Raw genomic sequence first — 21,880 nt, forward strand, 5'->3', positions numbered from 1 at the left:
CATCGCGTCATAAACTGGCTTCTTAGAACCATCTGCTCTTAACCAACCCCAATAATCTTCTTTGTGATCCTGCTTATCCTGCTCTCCACCTTTTCTCTTGTTGTCCTCAAGGCTCATAAAGAAGATGCTTATGCCTTCTTCTTTTGCCTGACGCCAGATCTCTAATGCTGCCTGTTTCTGGAAATCTTCTCCCTCTTGGCCAGATACGCCAGCCTCAGCAACATATACAGGTTTAGCAATTCCTGCTCGCTTCTTGGCTAATTCATAAACGCTTACAATATCGCCTATATTTCTATACCAATTAAGCCCGATCATATCTACATCGGTTTTCATTATTTGGGCAAGATGCGCAACAATATTTTCATCTCCTAATACCACAGAAATCTTTACATTTTCCCCAAGCTTCTTATGAATATCTTTGGCTAAACTATCCACTAATGCGAAATATTCTTCTATCGGCTTTCCGGTCCAGGCAGTATACCTGCCGGACATGTTGTATTCGTTACCCAACTCAAAAACGACTTCCATCTTGCCCTGTGCAAGTTTCAATACTTCCTGCATATAAGAGATTAAATTGCCTGAAGTCATGCTTATTCTTTCATCCATAGAAGGAACAACTTGGCCCCAGAAATTAGTAAGGTGATTATAGGCATAGCCGTCCAAAGGAATACCGATAGAAAGCACCTTAGTTTTTCCCTGCTCAATAATCACCTTTAAGATATCTGTACTTAGCGGATAATAGGTGCGTTCTGCGTTACCGATAAGGCGGACGACATCAGACTTATCGAAAGTCTGGGCATCAATAGTCAAGCCGTAGAACGGCTTGCCGTTCAATAAAGTCTGGGAACCTTCTAACTTTAAATCCGTCTGCTCTATTGCTGCCTCTTTAACTTCTGCCATATCCGGCTCAATTGCTGCTAATTGCTCAACCAGCTTTACCTTCTCCTGCTGTAATTGATTTAATAACTGTTTATCATTTTGCAAATCTTTTTCTTCCTGCTGCAACAGTTCATTAAGGCTCTTTATTTCTGCGGAGACGGAAACATTTGGATCATTAACGCCTAACTGCGCGTTCTTTTTAAGGATGTCTGATAAATCCGCCAACAGCTTCTGGTTGGCGTTATGATCATACTGTTGATCAAAACCAAACTGCGGCATAAAAGAAGGCGTATGGTTAGGATCATTGTTTGCGAATGCTAGATTGCTACCGTTATATGAATTAAAATCAACACTTAAACCCGCCCATGCCCCTGCGACCAAAATAGAGAAGAAGCCAAATATTATGACAAGCCCTGCCCAAGGAGAATTTTTTCTTGTAGATACAGTTGCAGGACAAGCCTCCTGGCCAAAAACAGTGTTCAAGTTGCGCGCGCTTTCTCTTAAGGAAGCTATGCTTTCCTGCAGAGCCTGAACAGCTTCTTTAAGCTTTTTATAAGCTGCCATTCTTAAAGTTCTCTTGGCAAGTTCCTCGCTTCTTAAAGCATCACCCTGCAATTTCAAAGCTTCAGACTTATTATAACGATAGCTAAAATCACTCTTAAGGCCGTTTATTATTGCCGCGTGTTCTTCTTCTAAAGAGTTTCCCGCCTTAGATATTGCCAGGGAAACTATATTCTTATAAGCGGCAAGGCTTAATATTGCTTCCGGAATAGCCAGCGCCATTTTTAAGGCTTGCGCATCAAAATTATCGCCTATTGTATCTATCATTTCCTGCTCAAGATATGCCCAGATAAGCTCTGCCAATTTTCTGCTCATCTTTTTCTGATCAGGTAAAACATTACCAAATTTGGATAAATACGACTTAACCCAAGTATGATACTGGCTTAATGCCGCGTAAGTAAGATGTTCGGTGTTTGAAGGCGCCTGCGGCAAGGCTTCAATCTGACTACGAAGCCTTGCTATGCTGGCTTCGATTTTCTTCTCTTTACGCTGTAATTGCTTTATCTCTTCCAGAGCTTCCGGGTAAGCACCATTTATTTTTACATCTTTTTGCAGCTTACTTAACTGACTTGCTGCCTTTTCTTTCAACGCTTCTAACTGAAGAATCCTATCCGCAAGAGGGCTTACCTGCTCAGTGTATTTCTGCACTTTAGCGGAAACATCAGAGAATTTATTTTTTAACCCAGCCAGGAATTTGTAAGATTGGCCATTAAGAAATTCCGGCTTTGCCAGGCTTAATAATTTATTAATTAGCAATAATACGCCTGCCGCGCTAAAGGCGATTATTGACACCGCCCAAGAAATCTTAGTAATAGCACCTAATGCCGCAGCGGGAATAAAAATTGCGATAAGCACGCTTACTGCTATAACTGCCACCGCCACCAGCACCGCGTTTATTCCAAACCCGCCCTCGCGATGGTGGTTTGACTTTTGTATATTTGTTTCCTCCTGCCGCTCTAATGCATACTGTGTTTCAATAATCTTCGCGTAAGCCATATCTTGTAAATCTTTATCCAAAGTAGAATAAAATGCCGCGTCAAATTCATTCCTTGCTTCTCTGTATTTGCCTTCTTTGAATAACATTTCTCCTGAATCAAAATGGCTTGCGAAATCATCCGAATTTTGAGCTATTGCCTGTTCCTGCGGCACAAGAGGAGCATTTACTAAATAATCCGCGCCATTGGCCTTGGCCAGCGCCCTGTCCATAGCCGCCCAATCATCCACCTCCCGGAAATATTGCGCAGATACGGTAAAAAATTCCTTGCTTGCCGCGATATTAGCGACATCGCCGGAATTAAGCAACGAATGGCCAAAATAGAAAGCAATCTTTGCCAAAGCGTAAAGCGTGTTATCCGTAAGTTTCCTGCTTGCGTTGCTTTTTAATATATCTCGGGCGCGGCCCATTATTGTTTTTATATACCCATCTTCACCTGTTAAGTAAAACGCCTCGGCAAGGCCTGCTAAAGCTGTCAACTCTTTCATGGTGCTTAAGCCGGGAACACGAAGCGCTTTTCCGAAGAATCTAATTGCCTGCGTATAATTTTCCTTGCCCAAATAAGCCTGCGCCAGAGATATTAGAACCGCGTCTTTTTTTACCTCAAGTAAATGGTCTTTTCCTATGGCAAACAAGGCCCTCGTAAAATAACCAATGGCGTTATTAAACTTTCCAAGCTCAAGCAACCTCATCCCTTCCAAATACTCTTGATCTATTAACTCAAGCGCGGCGACGCGGTCATCTTCCGTAGCAGCCCTGTCCTCTGCGTTAAGAATACCTTCTTCTTTGCGCATTTTACTTAATTCTTCCGAAGCGTATTTCAATAGATCATTGGCTTTCGTATCACCGGTATCAGCCAGCTTTAAATAGATGACGGCCTTTTCTAATAATACTATTTTCCGTAAGTTATCGCGTTGTGTAGACGCCATAGTAAGATAACATATTGCGATTTCAAAGCTAAGTCCCATATACGCCTTTTCTCTGCCTTTAATGCCGGCTACCATCCTGCGGGCTTTGTGAAAATGCCTGATGGCAATTATAGGTTTTCCGGCGTAAGAGAAAATCGAGCCAAAGTCATATTGCATCTTGTAATTATTCCTATAACGCTTTAATTGATGAATAATTTCAGCTGCTTCCACAATCGCTTTTATTTCTTCTGGCCTGGGGCCGTCTTTACTCTCAATAATCTTTGCAAAATCCTCAATCGCCGCTTCGGCAGGAAAAACAATTTCATTTACAATCGTTTTCTTTAAGTTAAAGCTGTTAAGCTCTGCCTTAACGCGCCTTGAATACCTTTTCATATCATATCTTCCCCATCTCCAGAAGAATGGCACCCCTGCCATTGCCATGCCTGCGGCAGCAGAGTGGTTTAACATTATCTGCGCCAAAATAATTAATCCGGCAACAAAAACGGACTTTAACACATTCAGGACAACTGCGCCAAGGGCGTTATCTTTATTTCTTAACCAATCAAGGGCTGCTTGCTTGGCCGCTAAATTTACTTCTAACTTATTTACCCGGAAGTCATCTTTTTTATTTTCGGCTACCGGTATAGCTAATTCTATCCTTGCGATCTGGCGTAATAAAATATTCTCCAGAGACTTTTTCTCATTACCGTTTAACCTCTGCCTTCTCCTGCCGTCTTTAAAGGTAACATACACTTTTCCGGAAATCACTAACGCGTCAAATACGTCGCTGGAAAATGCGTATGTTACAATCTGTTCGTCGGATAGAGTATCGGCTGATGCGAGAGATTCTTTCTGCCGCGCAGTTCCACCGAATAACATATCTCTGGTTTTCGGGAAAAGCCAAAGTAACATTGCCAATGATGCTAATAGCCCAAACACGTAACCTAATGACCCCACCTCAGTGCTAATATTACAATTTATAGCTTCCTTCGCTCCGGAAACCTGCCCTGCCTGAGCAGTATTAACCAGCAATGAAGCAAATAACATCATTACTGCTACAGCTGCTGTCTTAATTGGCTGATCAGTAAAGAAGACTCCTACGCGCGTTATCAGAAGGGCGGTCTTTTTATATTGAACTGCAGAAGGATATCTATAATAAAGTTGCCCGCCGAAGGTGCCGCAAAATACTAAATTGTCCGGATTTTTATTATCGCCTTTTACCCAGGAAGGCTGGCTGTTCTTGGGAACCATGGCCTTGGGGCTGTAATAAAGCACGGCGCCGCTGGTCGGATCGGCAATTTCTCCATCAAAAACGCGCTTTGCAAATATTTTGGCAATAGAAAGGTGCTTTGGGCTGGCTTTATAATAATTGGAGTTCTTATCCAGCACGCAGGAATAAGCGTATTTACGTAAGAAAACTGATTGTAAGGTTAAGGTGTATTTCTCGCCATTCTTGATTCCAAATTCTTTGGCCTTGCCTGACTTAACGCGGTTAACCGCATTCCAGACAATTGCAGAGGCCGCTTCTATATCTTCTTTGTCGCCTTTTTCTAATCCCGGCAGGAATTCCACGCCTTCACCGCAGAGTATTTTTGAAGCTATTTCAAGGTCTTGGTCATTGTAGGCGATAACCGGAGGCCCGGTAGTCGTAGGTTTAGCATTAAGAGCCACTTTCTTTATTGGCTGTTCATTTTTATTAATCTTAACAATGTTTTGCGATAACGTCTTTGTATTTGCCGCGGTCCTGTTAACCGCGCCTGCCGCGCCTGACCCCACGCCGCCGAAACCAAAGAGATAGAAAATAACCACCAAGAATTTATTCTTAAGCTTATCTTTAAAGGCAAGCCATCCCAAGAATGGCACTGCTAACCAGGCTATGCTCAAGCTCTGGAGTATCGGGCCTAATCCATTAACCCCCATTGCCATTGCCGGCAGGCAAAGCAAAGCAGAGATTAAAATTGCGGCTATAGCAAATAATCTAAGCCCATTATTGTATTTTAATGCCGTGGGAGTGCGCTTAATAACCTCTTCTCTTTTTACTTGCGCGTTCTTTCTTTCAAAATAAGTCCTGATTATTTTAACCGCATCAAGAAATAATTTCTTAGTCAATTTAACAAAATCAACAAACATATACCCGATAGAAGTAATGTCATAGACTTTTACGGAAGTCTTTGTATTCACCTTCGCGCCTGCCCCGGGCAATTCAGATGATCGTCGAAAGTCAACCGGCGGCACGCCCTTTTTCAAGATCGTCGGGTTCTCTAAATTTGATAAAATCTGCGCCATTCTTGCTGCCCATTCAACACCCAAAGCTATCACGGCAAAAATACCAATACCAATGATAATTAAAGATATTTTATAAAATATCAATGCGGCTATCCCGATAGTCATAGTGATATTGGCAATCATAGCTATCTTATATATCCGTAACGCTATATATTTTTGGTAACCATTTAACACCGGCAAGCTGTTATTGGCATATAAAGATAATGAAGATACTCCGGCTAAGAACCCTACAGCAGAAAGCGCCGCAATACTATTGAATATTTCTTTAACAGCCATTTCCGGGAAGAAAGCTTTTATGCCAAAAGCAATACCAAGGCCCGACGCCACAGTAATCATCGCGGCCTTCCAAACTTTTCGCGGATTAATCTCTTGCTTTATTACCGCCATTTTATACATCTTATACAGTTTAAAATACACGCTGGCCGCTAAAGCTATACCTAAGAAAATAACTAAAGCCTTCAGAAATACAAGGTTGCTTAAGGCCCCCTGAACAACCTGCTCATTAAGCACAGTCTCTTGCCCTGCCTGCGCCTGCTGTGACATCAATAACACTGCCGAACCAATCAGGGCCATCAAAATTCCAGACTGATGCGCATTAGAACCGCCCTTATCATTTTCATCTAAAGAAGATTTGGCATTCTTGTGGATCTGTTTCCTTTCATGCCAAAAATATAAGTGTGCGCAGGATTGGACAAACGCAACTGCTCCCAATCCATAAATTGCTAAATCCTGTATTTCTGAGCCGTTTAACATCATGCCTGTCGTAAAAGGAAGCGCGGTTGCCGCCAAAATCATCCCCACCACAGAGCCATAACTTGTCTTAGGCAATTTTCCTGCAGACAACCTATTCATTATGGCGCTATTTAATCTATCAGCCAACCCTGGATCTTCCTGAGAAATTCTATCTACAAAAGCATTAATAATATCAAATAAGAACTCTTTGTTTATTTCATTTTTACGGATCATTCGCCTCAATGCACTAACCGATACCTTAAACTCAAATGCTATATCAGGAGTCTCTTTAACTGGACAAGCCAAATCACAGATCCTGGCTTTAAATATTCCGTTTTCTTCTGTAATAATGATATTCTCTGGATTTGTAACTATATCGGTGGGGAATTGACCCTTAGTAAGAATATAGAACTGCGCGGCCATTATCCCGGCAGACTGGAAAATTGCGTGCATTTTGATTTTATCATCTTGGCTCATCTTGCCTTGTGTCATGAAAATCTTAATATAGCGCCTCAAATCAAGACCAGGCAAATACTCTTTAAAAATTACACGCATAGAGTGATTCTTTTTATTATAACTATAGCCATAATCAGCATACCCATATGGCCTCTGCAATATATTTTGTGCCACGGCATATAAACGATGCAGATTGTCAAATTCGGCCTTGCTATGCTCTTCTAAATCCTGAATCTTAATACCCCTGAATTCCCTATCAATAGCCAAAGCAAATTCTTTGGTCGTGTCATTTGTTTTAATAGTAACTTTATATACAAACCGATGAGCGCCCTCCCCGATTTTCTCTAAAGAAACTCCCCCTAAGACTATGTCCTTAATATCCTTTATATTCACTCCCAATTTGTGCGCAATATCATAGAGGTACTTGCCATGGAGATGCTCAATACCGTCATTGGCAACCGGCAGGAATAACGCGGCAACAGCTTTAAAATGAAAGTTATATTTCTTTGCCCGGGCAAAATTGTCACGGAGTTCATCACTAAAACGTATCTTCTGTATAATAGAAATATCTTGTTCGTCTAAAGCAACCCCTATAGCTTGCGTGAAATTGATAATTTTCTCTGACTGATTCCTTACGGCTTTATCAAAAATACTCCTGCTAGTGGCTAACAACGGCACTATTGCCAAAGCCATCCCACTATGCCCAAGATATTGCGCGGCATAATAAAATAAGCCAATAGTAAAAACAGCTAATATTGTGTTCACCACTGCGCCGGGCTTGGATGAATTAGAACCGTCCCCATTTTTCTTATCGAACTTAATACCTAAAGCTAATTCTAATTCCCGGATAAGTTTCTTTGATATCTTGATAAAAGTATTTGTATTTATAGCAGACAAGTAGAAATCTCCGTATTCTCTTACCATTTCAGCCCTAAGCACAAAATACTTCAGATCATCTGAACTCTTAACCCCCTTAACTTCTACTATCCGGCCTTCTTTCATCTTTACTAAATTCATGCCCGCTGCTGTAGATAATAAGGAATTTACAGTGTTGAAATAATAAATGGCCCTGAATAAATTTATAGTAAAATACAGTGCTGCCAGGGTCATAAGCCCGCCAATGCCTAATATAATCGCCAAGCCGTGTTCTCCCACAAAGGCCATGGCGCGCTCTAATAAAGTAGCATGCACCTGCGGATCCATCTTAATTCCGGCGAAGGCATGGGAAGAAAGGAACAGCACTATACCGATCATGCCCACGATAGCGCCATAACCTCTTACTACCTTACCGCCGTTTCTGCCCTGTCCGCCGTTACGCGCAAATGCGCATACATCAATATTGCCTCCTACGCCTTCGGGATTAGCCGGCTTCTTTTCTTCCTTAACAGGCTTTTTCTTAGACTGTTTTTCATTTTTGCATTTTTGGGGCAATCCAGAAGGAATTCCTTCTACAGGAGGAACTGGGCGCACACCATTATCAGCAATAACTGGTTTAAGCGGCGACCAGCTGTTCCCGATCACAGCTATCATTAAGGTGGAAAACAGGAATATTGGGACGGGACTCTTTAATGCGCTTAAGCACAATTGCGGATTCATCTTCGGTAAGGAATTCCCAGCTGTCAATGCGGCCATTGCGGCTATAGACGTTACCAGTATTTTCATATACAAGGAATATCCTGACGTGTTCGTGGTAGCGCGCCACAGCGAAGATAGTGTGGTCTTTTTCGAATATGACGAGATGGTCGAAACGGAGTTCTGGATCGGTGTAATTGATCTTAACCATTGTACACCTCCTTGTTTAGAAGAAACAACACCCGCGCAATTCCAATTAGCGCGGGGTGTCTTGAGTTGTTTCAGGAGCTCCACAGCGCGGGTCAGTGTCCTGGAGGTCAGGAACGCTGCAGAGCTCCCAAAAACAACAATGCCGTTACTAATATTCCTGCCACGGAAGATATAGTTAACGGCTTGCCCTGAGTAAAATCGAAGGGCTTTGGTTAATAATTTAATTGATTGTGTGATTGTGGTAACAAATGCGCCTAATTTGGAAGATTTTTTGCTGATAGCTGACAAAGGCGGACTGCGGGCACTACGGTTTTCGCTGGGATTTGAATGGAATAAACCGGCTATAAACGACCAGATCCGCCTAAAAATAGGCGGTTTAATTACTTTTATTTGGGCTATCTGAACAGCACTTCCCGAACCACCGTTTCCAGAGCTGTTTGCACTATTGCCGGCTCCAGAACCTGCGCTGTTCTGATCTTTACTGTTTGCACCTGTAGAACTCCCCTCAGCCTGCGCCGAAACTTTTCCAGGCAAACTGCGGGCACCAACTATACTTATTACTAATGCTGCTGTTGCAAGTAATACACCTATTACTACAAACCAATTTGTTTGCGCGAGTATTTGTTCAACGACTGCCTGTGCTTGCGCCAGCACAGCAGCCATATTAATACCGCCTGGCCCGCTTACGGCAGGGCCTCCGGTCTGTGTCCAATGAAGATGACTAATCGTGACTGGCAGGGTTACGCCTTGCGCGGCATTAACTAAACCTAAAATACCCAAAGCTGGGACAAAAGTCCTTGTGCCTAAACCTCCTACCACACTGCCAAAAGTATTTGGCGGCGTAGCCCTTGCCGGCGCCTGCGCAGGCAAAGCCTGATTCTGCCCCTTGGAGACAGGTTTTTCTCCTGGCGCGGGACTACTCTGAGCGCCAATAGGCATTGCTGTAAACCCTGCAGCATGATCAAGATTAAGCGCTAAAAGTATTGCTTGGTCCGCAAGCGGCAAAGAGGCGATATTGGCTAATACTATTTCTTTTCCGCTCTCCATGCGCGCACTGCGCAGCCAATCCACAAGATTTGAAATATACACTGTACTAACTTTAAGCTGGTTAGCCAAAAGCCAGTCTCTTACCTTAATAATATCCTGTTTGCTGGACCAATCCGCAGTAACGCCAATAATCCTGCCCTCTTTGGCCATTACCCTAATATTTCTGTAATTGGCTTCGTTGGAAAGCCAGGTTTCGTTACCGATTTTATCCAACCCGGACATTTTCTCCAACATGTTCAGGACAAGATAAAATTCTCCTTTTTTCATGAAATACTTAGCCCAGAACTTTTTAAGCGGCTCTTGCAGCTGCGCAGGGAACATAAGTGAGACTATGTTCCAAGCCTGTTTTCTTGCCGCGATAAAGTCTTTTTCGCTGGTATTGTCCAGCTTCCGGCTTATCGCGTCTTTAAGCTGGGATAAACTGGCATTTTCTAATTTCTGTAATTCTCTTTCACTAAATTCCACTCCCGCAAGTAGTGCCAAATACTGCGCGCGGCTGCCTGACAGAGAAATTAACAAATTCCTAACCGGGATAAATATTTCCGCGCCAAAAGGATTGATATCCGCAATCACCAAGTAATCAAACCCACCTCTGGAAACCAAGGAAAGGTTTTGGCCGCCAAATCCAACACCCAGATAAACACCGCCTTTTACGCCCTGTAGTGCTTCATATCCGGCAGAAACGGTCTTGGTTTCGTTTGTCGCAAACCAATATCCGATATCATTAAGGTGCTGCTCTGTAAACGCGCTTTCCGCAGCCGCTTCAGGATGATGTATCGGTAAGGCTTCTCCCTCTGTTGCCATATTATGAATAAGATTTGCTCGGCTTTGCGCTCTATCATAAGAAACTCCGCCTGAACGGGACAAAGATTCAATCAAACCATGCTCTAAGTCTTCTAAGGTCGCGGTTTGCGCAAGATAAATCGTGTTCGGATCCTCATCAAAAACAAATTCCCGGTCATGGTTTGAATTAAGCTCATAAAGGTTAGACATCAAAACACGCACTCCGGGGAACTGGCTGGCGCGTTCACCAATTTTTCCGCCTAGCGTAATCAATGAAGAATTATTAATGTTGCGGCTGGTTTCTCTGGCTAAACCTTCTTCTGCCACGCCGTGCCTTCCGGAGCCGGAAACCTGCTGATTTGACGCGGGTTCTACAGCCGTGCCTTGTTCAAATAGCGATTCGCTGACCTCTGAACCGGGATGGACAACATCAATGGTTGTGCCGTCCTTAGAATTCCATTCCAGCAATAACGCTTCGGGAACAGGCGCATTAGAATAAGACGCTGCGATTTCACCGTCTTTGCCTATGCCAGTTTCTGCGGCGTAGCGATACGCGTCGGACCACTGGGCAACACGCCATTCTTTGGATGCCTGATCAAACAAATACACCCGCGCTATGCCATTTTCAAAACCAAGAAGCACCTTAACGCCTCTATACGCCAAAAGATTAAGCGCGTTATTAAAGTTTGCGGCATTCTCACCACTTGTAAAGATGGCATGCTGATGCCAATCATGAAGCCCTGCATCTTCACCGCCTGTATTGCCGTGGAATGATTTTACCCTGCGTATTTGACCGTCAGCAGTCTGCATATAAACAGATCCCTGCTCTGTGGTAAATACGCGCACTACCGGTGAGCCGTTTGGCGCGGCTAATTTACCTTGCTTGGCCAAGTCCACAATAACCTGTCTTATCCTTTGCATAAGCTGTCCTACAACATCGGCTCCGGCGTTATTCGCGGCAAGCTGTTTCAATTCATCAGAAAGCTTATCAATCTGCTGCCATGCTTCGCCTGCCTCTGCCGATGCATCAACCTTATATTTCTGCGGGTCGCCCTTCTTTTGCTCAAACTTCACATCTTTAAGCTTTATCTTCTGGCCGTTGATCTCTATCTCCGGGTCCTCTCCGATACAAACTTTGATCTTGGCGTTATTAAGGTCGGTTTCCTTGAGTTTGTTTATAACTGTTGTTTTCTCGCTGATATTTATATCTAACTCGGCTGTGCCGATGACCTCGCCCTCATTGATGATTTCAACTTTGGTATCATGGATGCGCACGCGGCCGGTCAACTCTGCCGGGGCCCCTCCTTTAACCACCACTTCGGCGTTCTGGACATCGATTTCCAGCTGTTGCTGGGCAGCATATTTTGTCTTCACCAATTCTTGGGCAAGTTCTGCGGCGGCTTTGTCTTCAGAATTAACTTGAGCTGGAGATTCTTGGGCTGGCTGGGTTTCTTGGATAGGCGTTGCTGCTAAATAACCTTGTGCTCTCCTAGTCATCTGAGCGATAAAAGAATCCCCTATCCTAAGTGCTGTTTTATCACCAAGAATGACTTCTCTTCTATGGTCTAACTCTAAAATACCTCCTGACATGCGGCCATTGATTTCAATAACATACAGCTTTCCTGTTTTATCGGCCATAAGGTCTATACTGGCATAATCCTGTTGGAGATTCCCTTTCTCTCCCTTACTTAACATATCAGCTTCCGCCTTATTCTGCATAGCCTCAAAGGCGGCGATAGAAACTTCTTCAATTCTCTTCATCTCTTCATCCGAACTAATACCTCTTGCCTTTAAGGCTTCTTCAAAAGTAAGAATTCCTCCGCCTTGAGAGATATTTACAACTCCACCTACCCGGCCGGTTCTTACAGAAATTGCCATTACCCTTGGTTTATTATCTGCTCCACGGGTGATAAAAATACGGTAATTCCAATCATACTGATTATCGCCAATCTTAATAACTGGCGGAATAATCCTACTCTGAAGCATAACGCCTGCCTTATACTCTCTATCCTTACGAGCAAGCAGTATTTGATCTACAACTTCATCAACCGTAAGCCCTTCTTTAAGTACGCGAACACCATAACCGCCATACCAATCCAAAGGCTTAATAACCACCCCACCGGGTAAATTTATTTCGCCCTGGCTAAGGCCATATAACTTCCTTACTGCAGCGGCCACTTCTTCTCTATCAGCATTTCTTGAGAATGTAACTGTACCGGGAATGCTTACGCCGGCGGGTTGGAGAATTTCCATGGTAGTTTTCTTGCTATCTTCATACTCTTCAAAAAGCTTATTACTGGAAACTGGCACTCCCATATTTTCAATCTCCAAGAAACGCTCGTTGCTAATAGGCCGGAAACTATGTACATACCCCACGCGCACAGGTACAGAATAGCGAACAATTTCGTATTTACCTTCGCGGAATCTTATGCCCTTATTAACATACACACTGTTACCCTTGATGATCAAATCTTCTGCCCTATCAACCCAAACTACTTCTACGGGGTGGCCAGATGCCGTGGCTCTTAAAAGAGCAAAATTAGCAAGATTGCCATCGTTATACGCATACCTACCTATCATAACAACTGCACCCGAATGAACCGCGGCGTCTTCAACGACCCCCGGGACTAAATCGAAATCTGAACCAGCTAAATATCTAGGTAATTGCTGACGGAAATTATCTAATTGTGCCCTGAATCTCAACAAATCAGAATCCTCAAGAAGTCTCTGCTTATATTCAATGGCACGTCTATACGCCAGCTCTATATAATGATTGAGTAATTCATTGGCTTCTTGCGTCTGGCCAGAAGCTATCATTACTTGTTCTGCATGCCAAATGCCACCTGATGGATTACCGTTAACCTCTATAACAACTGGCTCAAGCGAACCATCTGCACTCTTACGAACCATTACATCAATACCAGAAAAATCATGCTGATTACCGATAAACTCAACTGTATCATTGCGCCTATATGCATCAACAATAGAAAATGCGGCTACGGCTTTAACTTTTATCTTTTCTATAAGCTGCTTTGTCTCTTCTTGGCTTAAGCCTAATTTCTGACAAACCTGCTCTATGGTCATAGCGTGGGCAGTCAAACTAATATTAACGACTTTACCTTCACTATCAACGCGTACGCCCATGCCGGTATAAACCGGATTATTATTAGCATCACGAGATACAAATACTCTCAAATTCCAATCTTGAGGAATCCCGTTTTCTTCAAAGAGAGGTGGTACTATTCTCTCCTGCATAATAACGCTATGATCTCTTTTTAATAAATCTACTATGGCTTTTGCTATCTCTTCATCAGATGCGTTTGACTTAAATACCTTAACTCCAAATCCCGCCCACCCGTCAGATGGCTTAACTACGACTTCTTGCCCATGCGCTAACCTGAATTTACGGACTAAACTAATAACATCTTGAACATTACCTTCCCCTCTTATTACTGATGGTGCTAACTTTATGTTTCCTTCATTGTCAATATCAACAAAAAGTAATTCGTCGCTGTGTGATTTATTTACTGCCTCCGATAAACCCACCCTATCTCTCTCGGGGGCGTTTGACAGCACAAACGACATAGACGACGGAGCAGCTACGCCGTTCTCTTCCAATAAAGCATTAACCAAGGGCTTATTCCCAGCAGTATACTCAAAACTATGCGATTCAGAAGTAGGAACCAGCAAAGGCTCTTCTGTATTGTTCTGCGCACTATTATTAGAAGTATGTGGATACTGCGCCCAAACATCGCCGTTTCTGTATAATAAGTAATGCGCCTCAACCGGCCTTGCGGAATCGGAGAAGTTCGCGAGAACAAATCTATACTGATGCCCTTTAGTTTTAATTAAAATTAATGCTCTCTTAATAAATACCCTTCCGTCCTTGAAAATTACCCATGAAGGATCCAAAACAAACAAAGCATTTGAATCTGGCTGAACTACCATATTACGAGCAAGCACAGTAACTTCGTTATGCCCAATAATATTTACGCCTTTAGACGAACGGCCTTCCAAATGTATGATGTTGGGGGCGTTTTCCTTAATAAATTTATAGCCGTCATCAGTTACTTCAATATCTAACACAACCCCGCCCTCTTTGATCTTACTGCCGACTCTTAATAACTCCAGAGCCCTTAAAGCTTCTTCTTTGTTTGGTGTAACGATAGCATTAGATGACGATGCATTAGTTACGGGCTCGTCAGAAGTACGGATTAAATTTTCCGCGGCATCTACATTAGTAAATGTGGTTTCTTGATTAACACTAACTGACTTAGATTCTTTTGTTTCATGATCTAGTTGATAAGCATAGTAATCATTTCTACCTACTGGCTTGATAATCACATGGCCCTGTTTATCCATAGAAACATCAAAATCACCCAATTTTGTATAAATACGCCTGGGAGCTAATAAAGCGTCTAATTCAAATTCAACAGAAATAAATTCTTGGGGATTGGTTTTGCTACGGATATCAATCTTGACAATCGCGGGCTCTTCTGCTTTATTAGAAGATACTTTCTGTACAATAATATTTACTTCTTGTGCTAGTTCATAGGCGGGGGCTTCCCTAGAAGCTGAAGGAGTAGAAACTCCTTCGGAATTAAACTTAACTTCCGATTCTTCTTGTTTAACCTCGGCGGCATCCGGCGGGGCGTTTTCCTGCTTGGGGTCTGATTTCTTGCCCTTATAATCATACGCAGTAATGCTAATCTGGAATTTCTTGCTGAACAAACCCTTACCTTTAATATCAATATCATAGCCGCGGCCAATACCTGTTGCTTTATCAAAATTAAGCTGGTCAATAAACTGGCCGTTTTGAAGTTTATCTTTGGAAATTACCACTTCTTCATTTTTATCTCCCACCTTAACATCAAAGACTAACACATTGAAGTTTCCTTTAGTTAAACGGAACTTGCTTACTGCGGTTTTTAATATCTTATCTATAAATCTTCTTGCCGGAGCCTGCACATCCGCGTAAAAATCAAATTTATTCGCTGGTACTAACTGGCCGTTGCGGTCAACCCGCAAAACATTCTCTTGGTTTGCCTTTTTGTCTTGGTATTGCCCTTTGACTGCCCCAAAGAAACCTTTGGATAATGTAATAGTCCCGGTGCCGATATCTACTGTAGAGCTTGCGTTCAAATCCACAATTTGGGTTTTCTTTACCCGAGGCGCATTTGCATCCGCTCCCGGAACATACCATTCCAAAAGCAAAGTTCCATCTGCCTGCTGGGTAATGGTAATTCCTCCAAGAACCCAGCGCCTTCTGCCATCTTTACTATTAACTTCTGTCTTATCATAAGCCTTAGTAACATCAATTTTGGCATTCTCGCGGGCAACAGGAGAATTATCCTGCGGCACGCCCCACCTTTGCGTTAAGAACATTGGAATACCATAATCATCGGCGTTAGTCAGTTCTACTCCTGCCTTCATCGCAGATAAATACGCCTTAATGTAATTTTCCCGGTCAAAGCCCTCATAATAATTCCAATCTGTGCGCCATCCCAGATTAGATGCCCTTAATAATGGATTCATGAATTGCGCCAAACCAAGCAACATCCTAGTTGTAAAATATGTCCCTCTTTTAGTATCATATTTCAGGATAAAATCCTGCGAGCCCGGACGGAATTCTACCCATTTATTCGCGCTTAAAACCTGATAAGGAGTAAAACTATACGGTGTTCTTAAACCGGGGTCTACCGGTGATATTTTTATCTTGCCATCGGCATCAAAATCTGCCACAAACCCGTCTTGATAATAAGGCGCTAATTTTTTAATGTCTTTCTTCTTTAAGTTTCTGCCATTTGAGGCATCCTTCTGGGCCCAGAAAGCGTATTTAAGGCTCTTATTGATCAGGCTCTTTTGGGCATCTACTATATTTCTTAAATTTAACCCTCCCAAATCGCCAAGAATATTGTATGAAATAATATTCCTAAATATATTAAGCCTAGCCGCATCTCTTATGGCTTGGGTCTTTAATTTCTCTTCTGAAGCTACTACTGAATTTCTATAGACAAAGTTTTTTAAACTATTTATAAAATTTTGGACTGGATTCATAGCCTTTAAATCATCTTTGGCCTGCTGGGTTATACCATTTATATAATGAATGCTTCTGCCGGATAAAGAACGGGCTAACCCCTCCTGCACAAACTCAAGTTTAAGCTGAACATTGCCCGCTAAAATTGTTTTCCCGGACAACAAACTCACAATATCCGCGTCATTAAGCCTGTCTGCCAAAACCTGCTGCGCGGCAAAACGCACTTCTTCAGAGGCATCAAACTGCGCTAAATGCAGCAAATCAGTGTTGCTGCTGCTAGAAGATAAAGAAATTCTGTTGGCCATAATCTTTAATTCACGCACATCCTGGCTGTTTAAATCAAGGGCTTCTTCGTCATGGAAAGTTATTTTTACGTCTCTTTGTTCTAACGCCAAAATATCCTGCACTGTCTTTTCCTTATCCTGATCAGACAACGACCAGAAATTATTAATCCTATTTCTTAAATCATCTGCGTCGGGAGGATTCTTTAAATCTTTTCGGTTGTAATCTAATGCCTCTACTTCAGCGTCAAAAAGCCCTAAATGCGTGGAAGGAGCAGCTGGTGCGGCATTGTGGATTTCCTGGATTTTATTTATTACCTCTGGAGTAGCCTGATTTAAATAATTAGCAGAATAATCAGAGAAGCTGATATTTAAGTTTTGCGCATTCTGCCTATGACCGTTTAATTCAGCTAAAGCATGCTCTACTGCCTGTTCTAATTCTGCCCCTTCCAAAGAAGCATCCACATAAATAACCCCTCTTCTTAATCCTACATGCTCTAACGCACCAGAGGCATCTTTTAATCCGCGTACTCTCTTAATCTGCGCCTGCTGAGGCATAAATTCTATCTTGTGCGAACCTGCCGGCAAACTGGACACCACCTGCTGGCCGTTAGCAGATATACTAACTACCGGAGCACTGGGATTATAATTTTGTGTTGCATTAGCAGCAATAACCGCGCCTGATGAATTGCCTGACGCAATATTTAAATCATTCCCGTTTTGAGTAACTGTTACTGCCTGATCGCCATAATTGGTAATGGTTGTCTGGCCATTAGGACTAACCTCAATTACAATATTGGGCAGTGCCTGATTTTGCGGCAAGGTAACGCCGTTTAAAACACCGTTTACATTTACTCCGCCTAAGACCGTCGTGTCCACGCCAGGGACATTGATGTTGGTACCGCCGTTTTCCGCAGCAATAACCGCATCTACATGCCCGGCTGGAGTAACCCCGATTCCGGTATTGGAAACAGCCGGGTTAGAAGGGTTTGTCTGATTCTGAAAACGATTATTGGGAATATTAAAATTAAGGTGCGCAGAAAGAGTATTTGTGTTCGGATGCCGGTCATAGGCTTCCTGGAACCACTCCATCACCTGCTGATAGACTGCCTGTGCATAAGCATAATCTTCTGCTGAAGTATAATCAATCCTTCTTGGAGCTGCGGCAATGCCGCCTGTTCTGTCAAATATCACCCTCATTACTGCGTTGGTAATTTGTTCTCTAAAAGCTTCTTCTCCGAAAAAGTCTATAAAACCTCCAACTCTATTCCGCAAAGCTTCATTCTTAATTGCTCCGGCCAATATTCTGCCATCGCCTAGAACGTCAGCGATAAATGTCTGTATCTGTGACAATATAGGTATATTCATCAAGCCTTCATACAGAATTGGCCTGACAAAATGCATGGTCGGGCCAAAAGTAAAGGCAACCTTTACGCCTTCCCACGAAGAAATGGACATCTGATTAGCCGCATATTTTAAAGAACCAAAAATAGATCCGTCTTTTAAGTCTTGGATCCGGTTTAAAATATTTTCTCTCTCTGCGCCATGGACAGTTCCAACACGCTGCTCTAATTCTGTTATCTCTACAGCCCTTTGCAGTTCCCAAAGGCTTTTACCGTGATTAGGATCAATGCCTAATTCTAATGCCCTGCGGGCCATTCCCGGGCCGACAATCCCCTCTTCGTCCAGAATAGTAGCAGTAACCACTTCTCTTATCCGCATTGATTTATCTTTATCGCTATAGGAAGATTTTCTGATTAAGGCAATAAGGTTCTTGGCTTTCTCGGCTTTCTCGGGAGCGACATTTTTAGCAAGAAAATCTTCTGCGCTCTGGCGGTTTTCGTCATGCATCCAAGCTAAAATCTTATTCGCCGTATCAACACCAATCTGGTCAAGATTAAACATCTGACGCACCTGCTCTGCTACCCAGCTTTCCTTGCTAAACTTACCATACAATAATAAATTCTCTACTATCGGAAAGGTCGGCATCATCAGGGCCAATTGCGGAACCATATGCCGCGCTTCTTGCGCCAGATTACCCACAACCTGCCAAGGAGTAGCGGTTATACCCTTAAAAGTAAACCACTCTACATATAATTTATTCGGATTCAAAAGCCCGGGAGCTAATATTTTAGTGCCTAATAACGCCCAGTTAACTGCTTCATAGATTTGTTCGTGCTTAGAAATAAAATCACTGTGAGGAGCTCCAAATATCCAGCCAACAGTTAAAGCCCATTCTGCCAGATTCCCGCCTCTAAATATACCAAGTAACCCCTTAGAATCATTGCCCCACAACCTGCCCTTAACTTCTTCTCGCCACCACTTAAGAGAATTTTCTTTAAAATTAAGCTTTTCATTACTGCCACCTTCGGCTCCTAGGCGCCGCGCCAAAGAAACCATAAGCCATGTATTATTAAAATTACGTATAGTATCTGCAAAAACCGGGCCAATCACCCCGCCATTTTTAAACTCTTTGCCAAAAATCTTTCCCTGTTGTAATACATCTGTGCCAATATCCACCACTGCCCAGACATAAAGAGAAGGGGATTTCACAAAACCCAATAGGTTCTTTTCGATTAAAGTGCTGCGCGCATCAAACTCAATCTTATCGAAATCAAGATTGCCCTTTTTGGTTATTAACTCTCTATTCCATTTGAGGAAGCCATAGAAAATAGAGCCTGCGGCATAACCAGCAATAAAATCCTGAACCGGAGTTGCCCATCTGTAGTTTTCTTTACTCTTGTTGCCGCCAGAGACAAACGGATAAAGAAAATGATTTGCCAAGCCTGATCCGGATACAGCTACAGCGCTACTTGTAGCAAAGGAATAGGGGTTGACCACATCTTTTGCTCTTGCCGCAGGCATAATCTTCATTCCGGCAAGCATTAATAACGCGCCAGTTACGGTTTGGAATAAAAACTCGCCCTTATTCTCGCCAAAAGGAGTAGACCCGCGGATAATCGCCCTTGAGCCGCCTAAAACCGCTCCAGTAACAAGCGCGCTTGTTGTAGGATATTGGCTAAAAACTTTATACAAAGGCACCCATCCGAATAGAGGAGATAAGGCTTCCGCGCCTAATGCCCATAAGGCTGCGGTTCTGCCCTGCTGGGTATAGATTCTGGTGGCGACAAGTGGATCTAGGAACTCACCATTAACAACTAAACTCTTGCCTTCATTATATAAAGTAAAACCGCCTCCTATGACGTTGTACCAAAATAAAGCTTGCTTGCCAGCTTTTATGGCTTTAGCTGCCATAGTAGCTTTTCTGGATAATTCATAAAAACCGAATATGCTCCTAAAGGTACTGACTGTTTTTACAGTTGCGGCGCCTGTGGCCGATACTCCTTCTACTTTTGTTGGAGACAATATTGACCATATAACTGCACCTACCAGTAAAGCCGCATCCGCGCCTAATTCTATGGAATTCTGGGTCAATTCACGTATATAATCATTGGCCGCCATTGCCGGAGAAAGAACGCCCAATATATTCTTCAAGTTATCTTTGTTTGCCGGAACGGATAAATCGTTCTTTAGGGCCAGCTTCCAGACCTGCATCAAATACGGCTCGAGATTATTTATATAATAGGATTTACCATTGCTTAATATGGCAAAGTTGTTCTCGTTTTTCCCGCTGTCTATACTATTGATGAACTCTAATTTCTCAACCCCTTTACCCAGATGTTCAATAGCCCACTCCAGATTGGAATTAAACCTCCCGCTATCTATATAATAAGATTTACCCGTTGCTTTGCCATCTGCACCAAGCTGAAATATTTCCACATCATCAGAACCCCACCACCACCACGCCTTACTTTCCTTTTTATGCTCTATGTTAACTAAAACCCTGACAACTGTTGCTTTTGTGCCATCAGTTTTATCTATTTCTTTAACGTTATTAGGATTAGAAAGATAATCTTTTATAAGCGCCTTATCCACATCACTGTGTTTGGCCTGTTGCTCAAAATTCTCTTTTTGAATCCAGGCCTCCATATATCGATCTGTTCCGCCAACCACGCCTTCATTGAGTTCTTTTGCGCTTTCTGCTAATTTAACAGGATCCTTGCCCCAATCCGCAGGCAAAGCTTCACTTGAAATAGTAACGGTTTCTCCGGCAGCATTCTTGGCATATTTAGACCACCACCATCCGCGCTTTTCTGTGCTGTTAACAATAGCACTCCTGCCGTATCCATCTGTAACTACTTCCCAGGAAACTTTTTTGCCTGGGCGCTTCTTGTCCCATTCACTTGCCGGGATCCAATTGATTTTTTCTTTTCCTCCTAAAATAGTATCTACTGTCATCCCCTCATCATCCGGAAGAAGCGCGATATATTTAGATTTGCCATCTTTGTCTATTTCTTCCTGAAATACCGAGAAAAACGTGTTTCTGTTCTGCCGCAGGCCCCGGAAGCTCGACTCAATAAAATTCTTAAAGCTTGCCGAATCCCATAATAATATATTGCCTTTTATTCCTAATCCGGATGAAAGGGAAAAACCATCAACCCCGATCCCGTTTAGCGCAAAAAACTGCTTTCCGCTTGCAGTCAAATCAATCAATCCTTTTTCTGCATCAATATTATATTTTGTTATCTGGGAACTAGCGGTAATCCCTAACTGACCGTCCCCGATATTATCTCTTGCGGCATTCTCCTTTTTAGAACTATCTTCCCTGCCGGTTTTAATCAATATAGAATTAATACCTACTGAACTATCTTCAACAACCATATTTCTAAAGAAGGACGGCAATGGAACGCCTTTATAGGTAAAAATTCCGTCTGCGACAAAGCCTTCCCTGACTGGGCCTTTGGCGCCATAAACAGCATCCCAGGCAATTATTTTCTGCATAGCGCCCAGATCATCAAAAAGCGATCCGGAAACTCCATAAATAGTAGCTCCCGTGCCTAAGAACTTCCCAAATTCATTAGTAAATTTATGGCCGCGATAAACAAGCGGATCTTGAATTGTAGCGGGGTCAATTCTTTGCACTTTATTGTCCTGGATATCGGTATAATCTTTTAGCTTGTAGCTGCCTATGCGGCTTTGAGTAAGAGACTGGTCTGAACCTTCGCCTCTTTCTATTTCACCCGCGCCGCTAAAGCTTATATTCTTTCCTGTATCAAAATAACGCGCGATGGCT

Annotated in this window: 1 protein-coding gene (cut by both window edges); it reads right to left on the bottom strand. The window is 42.8% G+C overall.

Positions 1-21,880 carry part of the coding region annotated (locus MUF05_06565) for a helix-hairpin-helix domain-containing protein (protein ID MCU0666738.1) on the bottom strand (this coding region is incomplete at its 3' end). The annotated region is longer than the window, extending 23,133 nt past the left edge and 7,802 nt past the right edge, so 21,880 of the 52,815 annotated nt are shown.

It is taken from the genome of Candidatus Omnitrophota bacterium, from assembly GCA_025453395.1.
Taxonomy (GTDB): domain Bacteria; phylum Omnitrophota; class Gorgyraeia; order Gygaellales; family Profunditerraquicolaceae; genus JAlOQK01.